The following is an 18741-nucleotide window of genomic DNA, read 5'->3' as shown; positions in this document are numbered from 1 at the left end:
GATCGTGACCCAGCCCGCACCTGTACGCCCGCCCAAGCCGCTGTTCAGTAATGTCAGCCCGGCGGTGCCGTCACCTTGTATCAGTTTGTGTCGCCTGGACGAGCAAAAAGTCTGCCTCGGCTGCTTCCGCCATGTGGAAGATATCCGTGAATGGCGCTCAGCCGATGATCAGCGGCGACGAGTGATTGTGGCCCAGGCCGAGCAGCGCAAGGCTGTCCCTTGACCCCATCTTGTTTATTTACTGTGCTGTGGTAGTGTCCGGGTACACCTCAACTCATCGAGGTCCGTGAGAACCCCGCCTTTTTCTGGCGGGGTTTTGCTTTTTTGTGCAGAAAAAAGGAGTCTGCCTGAATCATGACCGCACCTTCCATCATTCTTACCCGTCTCGACGTGCAGCGTCTTGAGCAACTGATCGACCGCGTAGGCGAGGCCTCGCCGGGCGTCGAAGCTCTGCAACACGAACTCGACCGCGCCGAAGAAGTGGTTGGCCACGATGAAGTACCTGCAACGGTCGTGACCATGAACTCCAGCGTGCATTGCCGTGAGCAAGGCAGTGGCAAGGACTACCACCTGACCCTGGTCTACCCGAAAGACGCGAATGCCGATGAAGGCAAGATCTCGATTCTGGCGCCGGTGGGCAGCGCCTTGCTGGGCCTGCAAGTGGGCCAGCACATCGACTGGCCGGCACCCGGCGGCAAGACGCTGAAGCTCGAACTGCTCAGCGTTGAAGGCCAGCCGAAAGACGGCGGCGCTTTCTCGCTTTAAACAGAGCCCCTCTAAATCTGGCTCAGCGCCTCATTGAGCGACAGTTCCAGTTCGGCCTTGTAGCGCAGGTATAAATTGCTCGGGCTTTGCACATCACCGAGCAGCCCGGACAGGTCCAGGTCGGTGATGTAGCAGCGGTAGCGCTCGGTTTCCCGGCGTTGCCCGACGATCTCTTGGGCGACCACCGCAAACAGTTGGTCGCCAAACTCCAGTTCGCAAAACTCCCGCTGATTGCAGTACAGGGTAATGCCCACCTGGCCTGGCGCCGCCTTGCCGATAATCGCCTGCACGTCATAAAACGGTTTATTCGCCGGATTCAAAGGCGCAGGTCGAGGTTCAATGCGGCGTGCGCGGTTGCTGCCGGACGGTAACAGTTGGTAGTACAAGGTTTGCACCGCGCCCAGCGGCTCTTGCGGGTCCAGCGGAGACAGCGCGTCGCGGCGATAGATGATCGACTGCAGAAAGCGCTGCAACGGCGCCAACAGGCTCTGCTCGTCATGAAAGGGCAAGCGCTGCTGCCAGAGTGCGTTGAATTCATCCAGCACGTACAGCTCGGCGAAACCCTCATTCACCCGGTAAAACACCTGCACACAATCGGCCAGGCCCATGGGCAGCAACAGCGCCAGGTCGTGGTCTTCCAGGGCCATGGCGTCCAGGTGCAGCGGGCTGTAGCTGGCGAGCTCTTCGCTGAGGTAGGCGATCAGCGCGTCCTGGGTCGGCAGTGACACATGGGTGGCCTGGCCCGGCATCAACTCCATCACGTGATAGTGCTGCTGCACCTGCAGCAAGTAGCGGTGATTGCTTTGGCCCAGCAGCAGGTTCTGTGCGGTGTCGAAGATTTCTTCCACGCGCTGGGCAATGAACTGCGCACGGTTGTGACAGAAGCAGCGCACCCGCAGGTGGGGCAGGTGATCCGGCGGCAACTGATTGAGGTAGTCGCGCAGGCAATCGAGCAAGGCGTGAGGGCCGTCATAGCGGCTGACCATCACCTCGTTCCAGCTGTTGAGCGTAACCTGATCCAGGGTAAGCACCAGGTTGTCGCGCACACCGGCGTAACTCAGGGAGTCCGTACGCTCGGTGGTCATCAGGATATTCAGGTCGCGGTGATGCTTGAGCGGGTCGATGCCGACGTTGATCAGCAACAACACGTCCTCGGGCACTGCCGCGCGCAGCAGGCGTTCTTCGTCGACGCTGGCCAAGGGCAGGGCGATGGTCTGTTGCAGGCTGCCCAGCAGGTTGAACAGCTCGAATTCGGTCATGTCGCTGACGCCCGGATGCAGGGCGAGGCGGGTGCTGCTGTCGATCACGCCGTTGCGATGACACCACGTGAGCATTTCCAGCAGGTCGCGGCTACGTTTGATCGGCGCGAAATGTTCCCATTCAAGAGCGGTGAGGTTGCCGTTGTACAGGCCCCAATGGTACTGGCCCGGCTCTTTGCGGTTGGGCGATTGCACCAGGGTGAGGGTGTCTTCGGCCAGGTCCGGGGCGATGCCGGGGTTGATGAACTCGACTTTGCCGGCCTTGCGTTCAAACGCCGCATACAAGCGGCGGCCGAGCACATTGAGGTCGCGCTTGTTGATCAGGCTGACGGTCTGCTCGGTACGGGCGAACTGGGTCAGGAAGCGATAGCTGTAGTTCAGTTCGTTGACTAGCGCGCGGCGTTCGGAGGCAACCTGACGCACTTTCCACTGGCTGCGGCTGTCGAGCAGGGCCAGTTGACGCTGGTCCCAGCCCCATTCCTGGGCCAGGCGCTCCAGCAATAGCCACTGCCAACTGCCGGTGCGCTGGCCGGCGCTGAGCTTGCGGTTGACCTTCAGGTACAGCGCCCGCCTTACCAGTTCCAGGCGTTCCGGCTCGTTGCGCGCCTTGAGGTATTCCTCGATGCGGCGGTACACCACGATGTACGGGTCCAGCTCATCCAGATCCACCTGGTTGGCGAACACCGCGCGCTTGAAGCGCAGGCTCAGGCACTGCACCTGCGGGTGTTCGCTGGCGTAGACCTCGGTCAGCAGCAGCTTGAGCACTGACTTGTAGGGCGATTCGATGCCCTTGAACAGTTGCCACAGCCCTGCGCCAATGAATTCGCCGGGCGGAATACGCGCAAGGTGACCCAGGTCGAGGGTTTCATCGGCGCGGATAAACCGCTTGGAAATCAGCGTGTGGGTGAATTCGGCGTAGCGGCTTTCTTCATACACGGGCACCAGCCACCAGATCGGCGTGCGCCCGGCCAGCCAGATGGCGGTGCGGTAGAACTCATCCAGCAGCAGGTAATGCTGGGTGGTGCCGCAGTCGTCGGAGCTCAATTGCGTGTCGCGTTCACCCTGTACAAAGCGCGTCGGCTCGATCAGGAAGAAATGCGCCTCGGCGCCCATGCTCAGAGCCCAGGCTTCCAGGAGTTGGCATTTCTTGCGCAGTTCCGCCAGTTCGGTTTCGTCCAAGTCGGGTGCGTGACACACCCATACGTCCATATCGCTCTGGTCTGCCTGGGCCAGCGTGCCGAGGCTGCCCATCAGGAACAGACCGTGGATCGGCCGTGGCGGGTTGCCATGGCGTGCCTTGTAGGAGAACGAGCGGGTCAGGCGCTGGGCTTCGGTCAGGGCCTGGGCGTCGGGTTCGAAGTTCGACAGCCCGGCCGGTGTGCTGCCGGATACATAGCCAGGCAACAGCGGGTGATTAACGTGGAAAAACAGCGGCAACAGGCTCAATACGCTTTGCTGGCGCGGCGTCAGACCCTCGACGGCCCGGGCCATGCGGCCATCATTGAGTGCCATGAAGCGCGCGCGCAGCTGGGCCAGCACCTTGCGGTCGATGCCTTCGTCCAGGTCGGGGCGGATCTCATGGGTGCGGGTCATGTCGAACTCGGTGGCTCGCAGGGCCCGACGTGGGCGGCCGTGTAGGAGTTTACAGCCAGTAGCGTAGGAGGTTTAGAGGGAAATGGTTGTTGGCGTCAGAATTTTATCGTGTGCACAGCAACGCCCCCGGAATCCGCAGGGGGCGGACTCCATGGGCGGTATCAGGTGTCAGGCGGTTTCTTTGGTCGTGGCGGTAGTCAGGATAGTCAGCAGGCTTTGTGCGTGCTCGGCAGCATCCCGGCCAAGGCTGGTCAGATAACCGCCATCTGGCTGGTCGATCAGGTCTTTGTCATACAGGCGCCGGGCAGCAGCGATGGCAGTGGGGGCGGCGGTCTGGTGGACTTTCAGGCCTTCCTGGGAGCTGCCCAGGTTGAAGAGTGCAAGGATTTCCAGTTCGGCAACCAATTCAGGGGTATACGACATAAGGACTCCAGACGTTCTAAGAATTTATTAGAGGCTAGCAGGCCATAAGGTGAACGCACTTTGCCGGGCTGTCCAGTAGGAGCGAGCTTGCTCGCGAAAAACCTGAGAGCGCCGCGTATATCCAGGCATCCCGCAGTATCGTTGACGTTTTTCGCGAGTAAGGACTAGGCGTCCCCTCGCTCCTACAGAAAAGAGAGAACTATTGGTTTTCGGGCGGCAGTTCAGGCAGTGCCCGCAGCGCGGTTTCATACCATTCGGTATCGAATGCGCGGTCTTCTTCGAGCATCTTGTCGATTTCCACGGCCAGCACGTGGGCCATGAGATTCAAAATATCTTCGCGCTCATATCCCACCAGCGTCAGCTTGTTGAAGGTGGCTTTGGCGGCAGGCGGGTTGTCGCTTTCGATCTGATTCTCGATGGCCTGGATCAGGGTGCTTTCGGTGAACTCTTCTTCGTCGTTGTCGATATCGGTCGGCTCGCTCATGGCAGGCTCCTCAAGGAAAGGGCGCAAGTCTACCTCCATTCAGGCAGGTGATGCTGCTGGTCAGGGCGGGCGCGGGGATCTATAACTCTTGCAGCCAACCCCGCACATGGCCTGGAGGCTTTGCGATGCTCAAACTTTACGGATTTTCGGTCAGCAACTACTACAACATGGTCAAGCTGGCGCTGCTGGAGAAAGGGCTGCCTTTCGAGGAAGTGCCCTTTTATGCCGGGCAAACCCCCGAAGCCCTGGCTGTCAGCCCGCGAGGCAAGGTGCCCGTGCTTGGCGTCAAGCAGGGCTTTATCAACGAAACCAGCGTGATCCTCGAGTACATCGAGCAAACCCAGGAAGGCCGTGCGCTGCTCCCGGCCGAGCCGTTTCAACGTGCGCAAGTGCTGGCGTTATGCAGGGAGATTGAGCTTTACATCGAGTTGCCGGCCCGCGCCTGTTTCGCCGAGGCGTTTTTCGGCATGCCGGTGCCCGAGGCGATCAAGGACAAAGCCAAGGCAGAGTTGCTGTTGGGGATCAGTTCATTGTGGCGTCACGGCAAGTTCGCGCCATATGTGGCGGGGGAGAGTTTCACGCTTGCGGATCTGTATTTCATGTACAGCGTGAACCTCGCCTGTGCCGTCGGCGAGAAGCTGTTTGGCCTGGACCTGCTGGCTGAGTTGCCGGCGGCCAAGGCGTTGCTGGACCAATTGCATGCAATGCCCAACGCCCAGAAGGTGGCGGCGGACAGGGAAGCGGCGATGCCGGCGTTTATGGCGATGATTGCAGCGAAGAAATAAGCGCCGATCTTGAGGCGGGTGCGCTTCTTGTGTTGATCGTTCCCATGCTCTGCGTGGGAATGCAGGGCGTGACGCTCCGCGTCACCAGGGCGCGGGGCTGGAGCCTTGCGCTGGATGCAGGGACGCGGAGCGTCGCAAGAGGCATTCCCACGCAGAGCGTGGGAACGATCAAATCTTGGGATCGTTTCGCAACCCAACGCGGGGCAAGCGCGCTCGCCACAGGGATTTAGCGGCTTGTGAGCAGTTGCTGGCCGCGCACCACGGCTGCCTTTACCTGCGCCGGCGCTGTGCCGCCCACGTGGTTACGGGCATTCACCGAGCCTTCCAGGGTCAGCACGGCAAACACGTCCTGCTCGATCTGGTCGCTGAACCGGCGCAGTTCTTCCAGGCTCATTTCCGCCAGGTCCTTACCGGAGTCCACACCGTATTTCACGGCGTGGCCGACGATTTCGTGGCAGTCACGGAACGGCAGGCCACGGCGCACCAGGTAGTCCGCTAGGTCGGTCGCCGTAGAGAACCCACGCAGGGCCGCTTCACGCATGATGGCGTGCTTGGGCTTGATCGCCGGGATCATGTCGGCAAAGGCACGCAGCGAGTCGCGCAGGGTGTCGGCGGCGTCGAACAGCGGTTCCTTGTCTTCCTGGTTGTCCTTGTTGTAGGCCAACGGTTGGCCTTTCATCAGGGTCAGCAGGCCCATCAGCGCGCCAAATACACGACCGCTTTTGCCACGCACGAGCTCGGGTACGTCGGGGTTTTTCTTTTGCGGCATGATCGAACTGCCGGTGCAGAAGCGGTCCGGCAGGTCGATGAACTGGAATTGCGCGCTGGTCCACAGCACCAGCTCTTCGGAGAAACGCGACAGGTGCATCATCGCAATGCTGGCGGCGGCGCAGAATTCGATGGCGAAGTCACGGTCCGACACGCCGTCCAGGGAGTTGCCGCCCACGGCGTCGAAACCCAGCAGTTGTGCGGTGTACTCGCGGTCGATCGGGTAGGTGGTGCCGGCCAGTGCGGCGCTGCCCAACGGCATGCGGTTGGCGCGCTTGCGGCAATCCACCAGGCGCTCGTAGTCGCGGCTGAGCATCTCGAACCAAGCCAGCAGGTGATGGCCGAAGGTCACGGGCTGCGCGGTCTGCAGGTGGGTGAAGCCGGGCATGATGGTGTCCGATTCACGCTCGGCCTGCTCCAGCAAACCTTTTTGCAGGCGGGTAATTTCGGACAGGATCAGATCGATTTCATCACGCAGCCACAGTCGAATATCGGTGGCTACCTGATCGTTACGACTACGACCGGTGTGCAGCTTCTTGCCGGTCACACCGATGCGGTCGGTGAGGCGGGCCTCGATATTCATGTGCACGTCTTCCAGGTCGACGCGCCAGTCGAACGTACCGGCTTCGATCTCACCACGGATGGTGTTCAGGCCGTCGATGATGCTGTCGCGCTCGGCGTCGGTCAGTACGCCGACTTTGGCCAGCATCGTGGCGTGGGCGATGGAGCCCATGATGTCGTGGCGATACAGGCGCTGGTCGAAAGTGACGGAGGCGGTGAAGCGGGCGACGAAGGCGTCGACGGGTTCACTGAAGCGGCCGCCCCAGGACTGGTTGGTCTTGTCGGTGCTCATGGATTCGCTCGTGATCTGCTTAAAAGAGGCGTGGAGGTGTGCCGCTGATAATAACAGGGTTGCCCGTGGAGGCGGTGCTGCGGGTGGCCGGCATTTTTATTTGTGCAAAGGATGGCTAAGTGCCTTGCTGCCGACCGCGTCCGGGAAGAGACTGGGGCAGGCATTATTGAAACGATATTTGACGAATGAGCAATGTCGTCTCAGTGAGCGTCTACAGTTGGACTGATAGTGTGTGAATGCACCAAAGTCGGGTGAAGCGGTCATAGCCCAGACTAACCATTTAAAGGGGGGTATTCGGATTGTGTATCAGCAAACCCTACGACGATGCCCAAGTGCGGCAGGTTTTGGGCGCTAATGAACAGGTCCGGGTAAATATGGGTGCCGCTCTCGGGGCACTTTTTGCCGCTCGCGCTAGTCTTAGCGTGGATCGCTGTGACGCAAGTCACCGCACCTGTCTACGCTATCCTTGTGCGAGACTCACGCAGGAATCCAGCGCAATATGAATGTCCTGATCGTTGATGACGAACCCCAAGCCCGCGAGCGACTGAGCCGTCTGGTCAGTGAACTCGAGGGTTATACAGTCCTTGAACCGAGCGCCACCACGGGCGAAGAGGCGCTGGCGCTGATCGACAGCCTCAAGCCGGATGTGGTGCTGCTCGATATCCGCATGCCGGGCCTTGATGGCCTGCAAGTCGCTGCCCGCCTGAGCGAGCGCGAATCGCCACCGGCGGTGGTGTTGTGCGCAGCCCAGGAAGAGTTTTCTGCGGAAACGCTGGAAGCCAGCGGCGTCAGTTTTCTGGCCAAGCCGGTGACGGGCGAAGCGTTGCTCAAGGCGTTGAAGAAGGCCGAGCGCCCCAACCGTGTCCAGCTTGCTGCGCTGACCCAGCCTGCCGCCCAAAGTGGCAACGGGCCGCGCAGCCACATCAGCGCGCGTACCCGCAAGGGTATCGAACTGATCCCGCTGAGCCAGGTGGTCTACTTTATTGCCGATCACAAGTACGTGACCCTGCGTCACGAGGCTGGTGAGGTGTTGCTCGATGAGCCGCTCAAGGCCCTTGAGGATGAGTTTGGCGACCGCTTTGTGCGCATCCACCGCAATGCGTTGGTGGCCCGCGAGCGAATAGAGCGCTTGCAACGCACACCCCTGGGGCACTTTCAGCTGTTCCTGAAAGGGCTCAATGGTGATGCCTTGATCGTCAGCCGCCGCCATGTCGCCGGTGTGCGCAAGATGATGCAGCAGCTTTAGCCCCGGCTGTCGTGAGCTCTGTGCTCCTTATCCCGGTGCGATGTGGCCAGGGAGGCCCCGCACTTGCTGATTCAAATCAAGGCGTGTTTGCCTGAGCTGTTATTATCTGCCGTATCTATTCAGTACGGATTGATCCATGTCCTCTCGCGAAATCCGCATCGCCACCCGTAAAAGCGCCCTGGCCTTGTGGCAGGCCGAATACGTCAAAGCCCGCCTTGAGCAGGCCCACCCGGGCCTCAAAGTGACCCTGGTACCCATGGTCAGTCGCGGCGACAAGCTGCTCGACTCGCCGCTGTCGAAGATCGGCGGGAAGGGCCTGTTCGTCAAGGAACTGGAAACCGCGCTGCTGGAAAACGAAGCTGACATCGCCGTGCATTCGATGAAAGATGTGCCCATGGACTTCCCCGAAGGCCTGGGCCTTTTTTGTATCTGCGAGCGCGAAGACCCGCGCGATGCCTTCGTTTCCAATACCTACACGTCCCTGGATGAACTGCCATTGGGCAGCATCGTCGGCACCTCCAGCCTGCGTCGTCAGGCACAGCTGTTGACCCGTCGCCCGGACTTGCAGATCCGCTTTCTGCGCGGCAACGTCAACACCCGTCTGGCCAAGCTGGATGCTGGCGAATATGACGCGATTATCCTCGCGGCAGCCGGGCTGATCCGGCTGGGCTTCGAAGACCGTATCACCTCGGCCATCAGCGTCGAGGATAGCTTGCCCGCCGGCGGGCAGGGCGCAGTGGGTATCGAATGCCGCACCGTCGACAGCGAAATCCACGCACTGCTTAAACCCCTCGATCATCACGACACCGAAGTGCGTGTCACGGCCGAGCGCGCCCTGAACAAACACCTCAATGGTGGCTGCCAGGTGCCGATCGCCTGCTACGCGGTGCTTGAAGGTGAAAACCTGTGGCTGCGCGGCCTGGTGGGAGATCCGGAAGGTGGCACGTTGCTCACCGCCGAAGTGCGTGGGCCGCAGCGTGACGCCACGGCCCTGGGAATCCAGGTCGCCGAACAACTGCTGGAAAAAGGTGCTGGCGCCATTCTGGATAAAGTCTACGGCGAGGCCGGCCCGCAGTGACTCAATGGCGTGTGCTGCTGACGCGGCCTGCCGAGGAGTCAATGGTCCTGGCGGCGGCGTTGTCCGACGCCGGTATTTTCAGCAGTAGCCTGCCCCTGCTGGAGATTGAGCCGTTACCCGTCACGCCGGAGCAGCAGGCTGTTTTCCGCGACCTCGGCCGTTATTGCGCGGTGATTGTGGTGAGCAAACCGGCCGCGCGCCTCGGCCTGCAACTGCTCGATCTGAGCTGGCCGCACCTGCCATGGTTCAGCGTAGGCGCCGCCACCGCCCAGGTGCTGGCCGATCACGGCCTTGACGTTCACTATCCCTCAACCGGTGACGACAGCGAGGCCTTGCTCGCCTTGCCGGCCTTGCGCGAGGCGATTGCACGCCCTGGTGCACGGGTGTTGATCCTGCGCGGTGAGGGCGGCCGGGAGCTGCTGGCGGAGCGTTTGCGCGAGCAAGGTGCTAGTGTCGACTATCTGGAGTTGTATCGCCGTTTCCTTCCGGCCTACGACACTGGGGCGCTGATACAACGCATCCAGTTGGAACGCTTGAACGGCCTGGTGGTCAGCAGTGGGCAGGGTTTTTTGCACCTGCAAGCCCTGGCCGGCCCTGATTGGCCACAGGTGGCACAGCTGCCGTTGTTCGTGCCCAGCCCGCGAGTCCTTGAGATGGCGCGGGCTGCGGGCGCAAAAAAAGTTGTGGATTGTCGCGGCGCGAGTGCTGCGGCTTTGTTAGTGGCGTTAGGCGGCTTTGTCTTATAAAACATCCCGCCCCCACTTCCTGATACGCAAAGGACGGATACGTGAGCGAAACAGCCTTGCCTAAAGATGAAGCTCTGCCCGCGCCAGATGCGCCGGTCGAGACACCGGTCACCGCGCCACGCCGTGGCAATGGTCTGGCAATCGTCGCCCTGCTGTTAGGCGCCGCAGGTGTTGCCGTCGGCGGTTGGGGGATCTGGCAGGTTCGTGCCCTGCAAGCCAGCAGCCAGCAACAGCTGGGCCAGGTGCGGACCCTCGATGACCAATCCCAGACCCTCAAGCAAACCCAGCAGCAGTTGGCCGCACGGCTGGCCCAACTGCCGGGTGCGGATGAGCTGGAAGAGCGCCGGCGTCTGGTCGCCCAGTTGCAGGGCGATCAGCAACGCCTGAACCAGCGCCTGGAAACCGTGCTGGGTGCCAGCCGCAAGGACTGGCGCCTGGCCGAAGCCGAACATCTTATTCGTCTGGCGAGTTTGCGTTTGTCGGCCCTGCAAGATATCAACAGCGCCCAGTCGCTGGTGCAGGGCGCCGATGAAATCCTGCGCGAGCAAAGCGACCCGGGTTCTTACGCCGCCCGCGAGCAATTGGCCAAGAGCCTAGCCGCGCTGCGCAGCGTCGAGCAGCCGGACCGCACAGGACTGTACCTGCAACTGGCGGCGCTGCGCGATCAGGTCGTGCAGCTGGCGGCTATCGCACCGGAGTATCAGCTCACGGAGCCGGCTTCCCAAGGTCGGCCGAGCAGCGATACGGATAACCGGTTCAGCCAGTGGTGGGAGCAGATATCTCGCTACTTCCGCATCGACTTCAATCCCGACGACAACATTCGTCCGCTGCTGGCCGGCCAAGGCCTGAACCAGGTGCGCCTGGCCCTGAGCCTGGCCCTGGAGCAAGCGCAGTGGGCAGCACTCAATGGCGAGTCGGCGGTGTACAGCCGCTCGCTGGGTGAAGCACGCAGCGTGTTGCAGGACAACTTCAACCAGGACAACCCGCAGAGCAAGGCGATGTTGGCGCGTATCGCCGAGCTTGAGCCCAAGGCCGTTTCGGTGGCGACACCGGACCTGGCTGCGAGCCTGTCCGCTGTGCAGGCGTACCTCGAACGTCGCCATCTGTCTGCTGACGAAGCCAAGGCTTCGGCTGGCACGCCGGCGACCCAGGAGTAGAGCCGATGAAACGTTTCTATGTGATCCTGGTGCTGGCGATTGCGATCGCTCTGGCACTGGCTGTGGGCATTTCGAAACACACCGGCTACGTGCTGATTACTTATCCTCATCTGCTGCATTACGAATCGAGCCTGTGGGCCACGTTGGTAGCGGTGTTTGCGATCGGTTTGGTGGTCTACCTGCTTCGCGTGTTGCTGAGCCTGGTGACGGCCTCTGGTGGTGTGGTCAACCCGTGGTCGCGGCGCAACCGCAGCCGTCGTGTACAGATTGCGATCGAGCAGGGCCAGATGGACCTCGCCGAGGGCCGCTGGGCCAGCGCCGAGCGCCACCTGCACCGTGCTGCCGAAGCGGAACGCCAGCCATTGCTGTACTACCTCGGTGCCGCCCGTGCGGCCAATGAACAAGGGCGTTACGAGGAGTCGGACGGTTTGCTGGAGCGCGCCCTGGAGCGGCAGCCCCAGGCCGAACTGGCGGTTGCCTTGAGCCATGCGCAGTTGCAGATGGACCGTGGCGATACCGACGGTGCGCTGATTACCCTGCAGGCGATGCATGAGCGTCATCCGCATAATGCCCAGGTGTTGCGCCAGTTGCAGCGCTTGCATCAGCAGCGTGGCGATTGGTCGTCGGTGATTCGCCTGTTGCCTGAGCTGCGTAAGGACAAGGTATTGCCGGCCAGCGAGCTGGCTGAGTTGGAACGCCGTGCCTGGGGTGAAAACCTGAGCCTGGCCGCGCAGCGCGAAGAACAAGGCGAGGCCGGTTTGCAGTCCCTTGAGCGGGCGTGGCAACAATTGACCTCCGCGCAGCGCCAAGAGCCGCAATTGGTGCTGGCTTATGCAGAGCAGTTGCGCCAATTGGGCGCGTATGCGAAGGCCGAGGAAGCTCTGCGCGGCGCTATCAAGCGCAATTACGACAGCCATCTGATCCGCCTTTACGGCTTGCTGCGCGGCAGCGACCCGGCCCGCCAGTTGAAGTTTGCCGAAGGCTGGCTCAAGGATCACCCCGGTGATGCCAGCCTGCTGTTGACCCTGGGCCGTCTTTGCCTGCAAAACAGCCTGTGGGGCAAGGCGCGAGACTATCTGGAAAGCAGCCTGCAGGTGCAGCGCAACCCCGAGGCCTGTGCCGAGCTGGCGCGCCTGTTAGCCCAATTGGGCGATACCGAGCGCAGCAATCAGCTGTTCCAAGAAGGGCTGGGTCTGCTCGACAACCGTCTGCTCGCCTCACCGTTGCCCGTACCCGCGCGCGTATGAAGTAGGAAAGGGTCGAAGGGTTGGCTCGGATTTTTCTGGTGGCAGACCCTTCAAACCCTGCAAATACTCGGCTTAACAGGGTTCGTAATACAATCCTACGTTTTCCTAGGTGATGCCCTTCACGTTCTGGCGGGATGTCCCTACGTCTTCACGGAATTGTCTGCTCTAGCGTGTATTGAAAGGGATACGGCCTTTCCACTACCGTAACGGCCTATCTCTTGCGGTACGGATCAACAATGTCTTTGGCCCCCTCACGCTCCCTGTTTCTGCTGGCGTTCATGGCTGGTGCGCTGACGTTGGGCGCGTCTTTCTACCTGGAATATGGCGCGCTGCTGAGGCCTTGTTTCCTGTGCCAGGTACAACGGCTACTGCTGACAACCTTTGCGCTTATCAACCTGATGGCCGCGATTCATAATCCCGGGCGCTGCGGCACCTATCTGTATGGGTTGGCGAGCATGAGTTGTGCCTTGCTCGGCGCCGTCACCGCCGTTCGGCAGGTGTTGTTGCAGAACACCGCGTCCGATCAGCTCCCGGAATGTTGGCCAAGCCTGCACTACATGATTGAAAACCTGTCGTTTTGGCAGGCGGTGCGTTCGGTCTTCAAAGGCTCCGTCGACTGTGTGGAGATCAATTGGACGCTGTTTGACTTGAGCGTCCCGGAGTGGAGCCTGCTGTTCTTCGTGGCGATGTTGATACTGGGCGTCATGCAGTTTTCACGGCTGTTGTTCGGTCAACCTCTGCGCCCGGCGAGGCACTGAAAACAGGCGTCGGGTTGTAGGGCGGGATTAAACACTTGTATGAACTTTCTCTACTGCGTACCTTGAAGCCATAGTCCTGCGGGCATAATCTGGCCCGCACGCATTACTGAAACCGTTTGTCAGATGCGGCCTTGTCCGGCTGCCGCTTTATCCTTGAAGTGTTGCGCGGGCACAGAGCGGCAGCGCCCCCTATAGGGAAGAGAGATCATCATGCTGGAAAGTTGTCAGAATGCTCAGGAACGCTGGGGTGGGGTGCACAAGCTGATCGATGGCTGGTTGAAGGCACGCCACGAACTGGTTCGGGCCTTTGATGCTCTCGGCGCCAAGCCCGAGGCATTGGCTGAGAATCGCAAGCCGTTGCAAGAGTTTTGCGGAGTGTTGGTGGATTACTTGTCTGCCGGTCATTTCGGCGTCTACGAGCAACTGACCAAGGAGGCGGAAGCCTTTGACGATCAGCGAGGTCTGGACCTGGCCGAGACGATTTACCCACGCATTGATGTGATCACCGAAAAGCTGCTGGCTTTCAACGACCTGTGTGATGCCGGCAAGTGTGTTGCTGAAAAATTCAAAGAGCTGGGTGGTTTGCTCCATGAGCGTTTCGAATTGGAAGACTGCCTGATCGAAGTGCTGCACACCGCCCACAAACAAGAGACGGCTACCTCGGTCTGATCTTGGCGGTAATATGAAAAACGGTGCGCATGGCGCACCGTTTTTTATTGGGTCAGTGGCGAGTACCGAGCAATTCGATCTCGAATTCCAGCGGCGTATTAGGTGGGATCAACTCGCCGGCACCGTCGGCGCCATACGCCTGTGCCGAAGGAATTACCAAGCGCCATCTTGCGCCCACCGGCATCTGTTGCAGCGCAGTGCGCCAGCCATTGATCACGCTGTCCAGATGAAACCATTGGGGCTGTGTGCTCTGATCGAACACCGTGCCATCGGGCAATCGTCCCACGTATTTCACCTGAACCTCATCACTGGCCAGCGGCTTGTTGCCGCTGCCGGGCGTCAGTTCCGTGAGCAGAATTCCATCGGCCAATTTGCGCACGCCGCTTGCCGCTTTTTCCTTGGTTAGAAATTGCTGTTCGGCAGCGAGGGCTTTTTCACTTTGTGGAATCTGCGCGTCTTTGTCGCTCTGCGCTTCGTGCTGGGCGAGCAGCTGTTCGATGCGTGTGGTATCCAGTGCCAGGGGCTTGCCTTGATAGGCTTGTTTGAGGCCGTCAATCAGCGCCTGAATTTGCAGGTCAGGGACTTCCTGGCGTAGCCGTTCACCCAGGCTGGCACCCAGGCTGTACGCGAGGTCGTGTTGATCCTGCGCAGGCGTTTTGGCCGGTGATTGCTCGCCCGCATGGGCCATGGAAATCGCAAGGCCAAGCACAAGAAAAAGGTGACGCAACATGGATGTTCTCCCGCCGAAAGTGCGACGGATTATGCCAGTGTGAGTCGGTAAAAAGTGCCGTGGATTTTTGTTATATCGATAAGAATTTTTGTACGGTGCAACGCAAGGCAAACGATACTGTCAACATGCCCTAGCGGCGGTAAGAGCACAGGGCTAGTATGAGCCGCACCCACGTCAGCCAGGAGGTAAACCATGTCGGCCAAACAGAAGCCTGTTAATACCCCGTTGCACTTACTCCAACAACTCTCGAGCAGCTTGCTCGAACATCTGGAAAGCGCTTGTTCCCAAGCCTTGGCCGATGCAGAAAAACTGCTCGCCAAACTGGAGAAACAACGCGGTAAGGCGCAAGAGAAACTGCACAAATCCCGCACCAAATTGCAAGACGCCGCCACTGCCGGCAAGGCCAAGGCACAAGCCAAAGCCAAAGACGCTGTCAAAGAGCTTGAGGACCTGCTGGACGCCCTCAAGGATCGCCAGGCCGAAACCCGCACCTACATTTCCCAACTCAAACGCGATGCTCAAGAGAGCCTGAAACTGGCTCAGGGCGTTGGTCGTGTGAAGGAAGCCGTAGCCAAAGTGTTGGGCGCGCGTACTCCGGCCAAAGCCGTCGCAGCGAAGGCGCCGGCTAAAGCTGCCGCCAAGCCAGCTGCCAAAGCCGCTGCTGCAAAACCAGCCGCCAAGCCAGCTGTAAAAGCGGCTGCTGCAAAACCGGCCGCGAAGCCAGCTGCTAAAACTGCTGCTGCAAAACCAGCCGCGAAGCCAGCTGCTAAAACCGCTGCTGCAAAACCAGCCGCGAAGCCAGCTGCTAAAACTGCTGCTGCAAAACCAGCCGCGAAGCCAGTTGCTAAAACTGTTGCTGCAAAACCGGCCGCGAAGTCAGTTGCTAAAGCTGTTGCTGCAAAACCGGCCGCGAAGCCAGTTGCTAAAGCTGTTGCTGCAAAACCAGCCGCGAAGCCAGTTGCTAAAGCTGTTGCTGCAAAACCAGCCGCGAAGCCAGTTGCTAAAACTGTTGCTGCGAAACCTGCTGCTGCAAAGCCGGCAGCTAAGCCAGCCGTCGCCAAGCCAGCAACCCCGGCAGCATCCACCGCTCCAACTGCATCGGCCAGCAGCACCCCTGCACCGGTAGCGCCAAGCACCACCCCAACCAGCGCTTCCTAAGCGTCGGTGACCGCGACGCGCAGTTGCTGCAGCGCGTCGTGGTCAAGGTTGGCGGCTTCGGTCGCCAGGCCTTCAAGCCATTTCTGTTGACCCATCATCTCTCCCGTCGGCCATGTTTGAGCCAGCGCTTCCAACCGCTTCAGCAGCTCACGTTCGGCATCCAGCTCCAGGGCCTTGACCCGCTCCCGTAACCTCGCCAAAGGCTCATCCTGCTGCGCCATGGCTTGCCATTGCACACGCACCTGTCGCAACGGCTCGACGACCTGCGCCTGCCACGGACGGGCAAGCTGTTGCAGTGCCTGAACACGCTCCGGCACAAGCGCCACCCCCCTTTGCTCCAGCCACGCCCCACACAACAACAGACACACATCCGCGCCTTGCTCCTGCACGTGCAGGCAAGCGGCTTCCACGCCCGGGCGGGCGTAAGTCGAGAGGGCAAAGCTCCACAGGTCAGCGCACATATTCACACCCAAGCCAGCGGGCAACGAAGCTGGTAGACTCCGCCGCCATTATGATCCGACTTCAAAGCCTAACATTACAGCGTGGCCCGCAACGTCTTCTTGAAGACGCCGAGCTGACCCTGCACGCCGGTCACAAAGCCGGCCTGATCGGTGCCAACGGCGCCGGCAAATCCACGTTGTTCGCCCTGTTGCTGGGTGAGCTGACCCCGGATTCCGGGGACTGCTTGCTGCCGGCCGACTGGCGCATCGCCCATATGCGCCAGGAGATCGACACCCTGGACCGCATTGCGATCGACTACGTGCTCGATGGCGACCTGCGCCTGCGTCAGGTGCAAAAGGGCCTGGCCGACGCCGAAACAGCCCAGGACGGTGCCGCCCAGGCTCGCCTGCATGCGGAACTGGACAGTGCCGACGGCTACACCGCCGACGCCCGCGCCCGCAAGATGCTCGCCGGCCTTGGCTTTACCAACGAACAGATGGATCGCCCGGTCGCCGACTTCTCCGGCGGCTGGCGCATGCGCCTGAACCTGGCCCAGGCGCTGATGTGCCCCTCGGACCTGCTGCTGCTCGACGAACCGACCAACCACTTGGACCTCGATGCGATCCTGTGGCTGGAAGACTTCCTCAAGAACTATCAGGGTACCTTGCTGCTGATTTCCCACGACCGGGATTTCCTCGACGCCGTGGTCGACAACATCGCCCACGTCGAACAGAAGAAAATCACCCTGTACCGTGGCGGCTACAGCGCGTTCGAACGCGCCCGCGCCGAACGCCTCGCCCAACAGCAACAGGCGTTCGAAAAGCAGCAGGCGCAACGCGCGCACATGGAAAGCTACATCGCCCGGTTCAAGGCCCAGGCCACCAAGGCCCGCCAGGCCCAGAGCCGGATCAAGGCCCTTGAGCGCATGGAAGAGCTGTCGGCGGCCCATGTCGATTCGCCGTTCGACTTCGTGTTCCGCGAATCGGCGAAGATCTCCAGCCCGCTGCTCGACCTGTCCGATGCTCGCCTGGGTTATGGTGAAAAAACCATTCTGGAGAAGGTCAAGCTGCAGCTTACGCCGGGCGCGCGCATCGGTTTGCTCGGCCCTAACGGTGCGGGCAAATCGACGCTGATCAAGAACCTGTCGGGTGAGCTGCAACCCCTCGCCGGACGCCTGACCCGTGGCGAGAACCTGGTGGTGGGCTACTTCGCCCAGCATCAACTGGACTCCCTCGACTCCAAGGCCAGCCCGCTGCTGCACCTGCAACGCCTGGCGCCGACCGAGCGCGAGCAGACCCTGCGCGACTTCCTCGGTGGTTTCGACTTTCGTGGCGCGCGTATCGATGAGCCGGTGCTGAATTTCTCCGGTGGCGAAAAGGCTCGCCTGGCCCTGGCGTTGATTGCCTGGGACCGCCCGAACCTGCTGCTGCTCGACGAACCCACCAACCACCTGGACCTGGAAATGCGTCTGGCGCTGACCATGGCCCTGCAGGAATTCAGCGGTGCGGTACTGGTGGTGTCTCACGATCGCCACTTGCTCAAGAGCACCACCGACAACTTCCTGCTGGTGGCTGATGGCAAAGTCGAAGAATTCGACGGCGACCTCGATGACTACGCGCGCTGGCTGACGGATTATCGTCTGCGCAACGCGCCGGTCAGCAACACCCCGGTCAACCCGGACAAGACTGACAAAAAAGCCCAGCGCCAGGCCGCCGCCGCACTGCGCCAGCAGTTGGCGCCGCACAAGCGCGAAGCCGACAAGCTGGAAGCCGAGTTGGGCAAGATCCACGAGCGCCTGGCCAAGATTGAAACCAGCCTGGGCGACAGCGCCGTGTACGAAGCGGCGCGCAAGGATGAGCTGCGCGACTTGCTGGCCGAACAGGCCAAGCTCAAGGTGCGCGAAGGGCAACTGGAGGAAACCTGGATGGAAGCCCTCGAACTGCTCGAAACCCTGCAAGCGGAGCTGGAGGCGCTGTCCTGATGGAAGCGTTGCAGCTGCCGCTACCGGCGCAGTGGATCGAACCCGTGTGGATCGGCGTGCAAATCCTGCTGATCCTGTTGGCCGGTTACCTGGCCCAGCGGTTTGTCGCCAAAGGCCTTACCCGTCTGGGTGAGCGCTATCCGTTCCCGCCACAATTGCTGATGCCCCTGCGCGGCGGCTTGCGCTGGCTGATCATGGGCAGTGCGCTGATTTTCGTACTGGGCCGCCTGGGCGTATCCGCCACCGTGCTGTGGACGGCGCTGTCGGGGTTCGTGGCGGTCGCCGCCGTGGCGTTTTTTGCCATGTGGTCGGTATTGTCCAACCTGCTGTGCGCCATCTTGATCTTTACCGTCGGGCCGTTTCGCCTCGGAGACATCGTCGAGCTGGTGGACACCGTCGACAAACCCGGCGTGAAGGGCCGGGTCGTGGCGATCAACTTGCTCTACACCACGTTGATCGAAGTGGAGGAGGCAGGTACCAGCAGCGCAATGGTGCAGGTGCCCAACAGCTTGTTCTTCCAGCGATCGGTGCGGCGTTGGCCAGGCACCCATGTGTTCCCGGGCGACCGCTAGCGTTCACATCTTGTAAAAATCTATAGCC

General features: G+C 61.0%; 19 protein-coding genes and 1 pseudogene. 13 read left to right on the top strand and 7 right to left on the bottom strand.

Annotated features, from left to right (window positions below):
* The first annotated feature begins 4 nt into the window (after positions 1–4).
* Together ACR52_RS21995 and rnk are read left to right on the top strand one after the other, a co-directional pair.
* Positions 5–223: a DUF1289 domain-containing protein gene (locus tag ACR52_RS21995; protein ID WP_048729409.1), complete on the top strand. Its 219-nt coding sequence runs from the start codon at positions 5–7 to the stop codon at positions 221–223.
* Positions 224–354: 131 nt separating this feature from the next.
* Positions 355–765: a nucleoside diphosphate kinase regulator gene (gene rnk / locus ACR52_RS21990; RefSeq protein ID WP_010168013.1), complete on the top strand. Its 411-nt coding sequence runs from the start codon at positions 355–357 to the stop codon at positions 763–765.
* An 11-nt stretch (positions 766–776) separates the two neighbouring features.
* Here rnk and ACR52_RS21985 read toward each other — a convergent pair whose 3' ends face one another.
* The 4 genes and pseudogenes from ACR52_RS21985 to ACR52_RS21975 all read right to left on the bottom strand — a co-directional run bounded on the left by ACR52_RS21985 (position 777) and on the right by ACR52_RS21975 (position 4524).
* Positions 777–3617 carry a class I adenylate cyclase gene (locus tag ACR52_RS21985; protein ID WP_048729399.1) on the bottom strand — a complete coding sequence of 947 codons (2841 nt, stop codon included), beginning with the start codon at positions 3615–3617 and terminating at the stop codon, positions 777–779.
* A gap of 168 nt (positions 3618–3785) precedes the next feature.
* Positions 3786–4040 (bottom strand): TIGR02647 family protein, encoded by a 255-nt coding sequence (locus ACR52_RS21980; protein WP_048729397.1) that lies wholly within the window; start codon positions 4038–4040, stop codon positions 3786–3788.
* A 74-nt stretch (positions 4041–4114) separates the two neighbouring features.
* Positions 4115–4201 (bottom strand): annotated as a pseudogene (locus ACR52_RS31385) (outer membrane lipoprotein carrier protein LolA); the annotation flags it as partial.
* Between the two features lie 38 nt (positions 4202–4239).
* Complete coding sequence (locus tag ACR52_RS21975; protein ID WP_048729395.1) at positions 4240–4524, bottom strand: hypothetical protein; 285 nt, start codon at positions 4522–4524, stop codon at positions 4240–4242.
* Between the two features lie 125 nt (positions 4525–4649).
* On the opposite strand from ACR52_RS21975, the gene ACR52_RS21970 reads away from it, so the two are divergent.
* Entirely contained in the window at positions 4650–5309 is a 660-nt protein-coding gene (locus tag ACR52_RS21970; RefSeq protein ID WP_048729394.1) for a glutathione S-transferase family protein, read from the top strand.
* Positions 5310–5535: 226 nt separating this feature from the next.
* Here ACR52_RS21970 and argH read toward each other — a convergent pair whose 3' ends face one another.
* Positions 5536–6930 (bottom strand): argininosuccinate lyase, encoded by a 1395-nt coding sequence (gene argH, locus ACR52_RS21965; RefSeq protein ID WP_048729392.1) that lies wholly within the window; start codon positions 6928–6930, stop codon positions 5536–5538.
* 499 nt (positions 6931–7429) lie between these two features.
* Here argH and ACR52_RS21960 point away from each other — a divergent pair, with 499 nt between their 5' ends.
* From ACR52_RS21960 to ACR52_RS21930, 7 genes are all read left to right on the top strand, one after another.
* Complete coding sequence (locus ACR52_RS21960) at positions 7430–8176, top strand: LytR/AlgR family response regulator transcription factor (RefSeq protein WP_048729390.1); 747 nt, start codon at positions 7430–7432, stop codon at positions 8174–8176.
* A 136-nt stretch (positions 8177–8312) separates the two neighbouring features.
* Positions 8313–9254, top strand: a complete 942-nt coding sequence (hemC, locus tag ACR52_RS21955; protein WP_048729389.1) for a hydroxymethylbilane synthase — start codon at positions 8313–8315, stop codon at positions 9252–9254.
* The gene (locus ACR52_RS21950) at positions 9251–10000 is read left to right on the top strand and encodes a uroporphyrinogen-III synthase (RefSeq protein WP_048729387.1); all 750 of its coding nucleotides are present in this window, start codon (positions 9251–9253) and stop codon (positions 9998–10000) included. The genes hemC and ACR52_RS21950 overlap by 4 nt, the downstream gene beginning before the upstream one ends.
* 41 nt (positions 10001–10041) lie before the next feature.
* Positions 10042–11157, top strand: coding sequence for a uroporphyrinogen-III C-methyltransferase (locus ACR52_RS21945; RefSeq protein WP_048729386.1), 1116 nt, complete (start codon positions 10042–10044; stop codon positions 11155–11157).
* 5 nt (positions 11158–11162) lie between these two features.
* Complete coding sequence (locus tag ACR52_RS21940) at positions 11163–12404, top strand: heme biosynthesis protein HemY (protein WP_048729383.1); 1242 nt, start codon at positions 11163–11165, stop codon at positions 12402–12404.
* Positions 12405–12640: 236 nt separating this feature from the next.
* Entirely contained in the window at positions 12641–13162 is a 522-nt protein-coding gene (locus ACR52_RS21935) for a disulfide bond formation protein B (RefSeq protein ID WP_048729382.1), read from the top strand.
* Between the two features lie 210 nt (positions 13163–13372).
* The gene (locus ACR52_RS21930; protein WP_048729379.1) at positions 13373–13831 is read left to right on the top strand and encodes an Rsd/AlgQ family anti-sigma factor; all 459 of its coding nucleotides are present in this window, start codon (positions 13373–13375) and stop codon (positions 13829–13831) included.
* Between the two features lie 52 nt (positions 13832–13883).
* Here ACR52_RS21930 and ACR52_RS21925 read toward each other — a convergent pair whose 3' ends face one another.
* The gene (locus tag ACR52_RS21925; protein ID WP_048729377.1) at positions 13884–14561 is read right to left on the bottom strand and encodes an FKBP-type peptidyl-prolyl cis-trans isomerase; all 678 of its coding nucleotides are present in this window, start codon (positions 14559–14561) and stop codon (positions 13884–13886) included.
* Between the two features lie 192 nt (positions 14562–14753).
* Between ACR52_RS21925 and ACR52_RS29675 the strand changes: the two genes are divergently transcribed.
* Entirely contained in the window at positions 14754–15719 is a 966-nt protein-coding gene (locus ACR52_RS29675; protein ID WP_082143204.1) for an AlgP family protein, read from the top strand.
* On the opposite strand, the gene ACR52_RS21910 is transcribed toward ACR52_RS29675, so the two are convergent.
* A complete protein-coding gene (locus ACR52_RS21910) occupies positions 15716–16180 on the bottom strand; it encodes a TIGR02444 family protein (protein ID WP_048729376.1) in 465 nt (154 codons plus the stop codon). The genes ACR52_RS29675 and ACR52_RS21910 overlap by 4 nt on opposite strands.
* Before the next feature lie 50 nt (positions 16181–16230).
* Here ACR52_RS21910 and ACR52_RS21905 point away from each other — a divergent pair, with 50 nt between their 5' ends.
* A complete protein-coding gene (locus tag ACR52_RS21905; RefSeq protein WP_048729374.1) occupies positions 16231–18141 on the top strand; it encodes an ATP-binding cassette domain-containing protein in 1911 nt (636 codons plus the stop codon).
* Positions 18141–18713, top strand: coding sequence for a mechanosensitive ion channel family protein (locus ACR52_RS21900; RefSeq protein ID WP_048729372.1), 573 nt, complete (start codon positions 18141–18143; stop codon positions 18711–18713). Before ACR52_RS21905 ends, ACR52_RS21900 begins: the two co-directional genes overlap by 1 nt.
* Positions 18714–18741: the final 28 nt, after the last annotated feature.

It is taken from the genome of Pseudomonas fildesensis (genome assembly GCF_001050345.1).
Lineage (GTDB): Bacteria > Pseudomonadota > Gammaproteobacteria > Pseudomonadales > Pseudomonadaceae > Aquipseudomonas > Aquipseudomonas fildesensis.
Note: the sequence above shows the minus strand (reverse complement) of the source record. Positions and strands in the feature narration are given on the sequence as shown.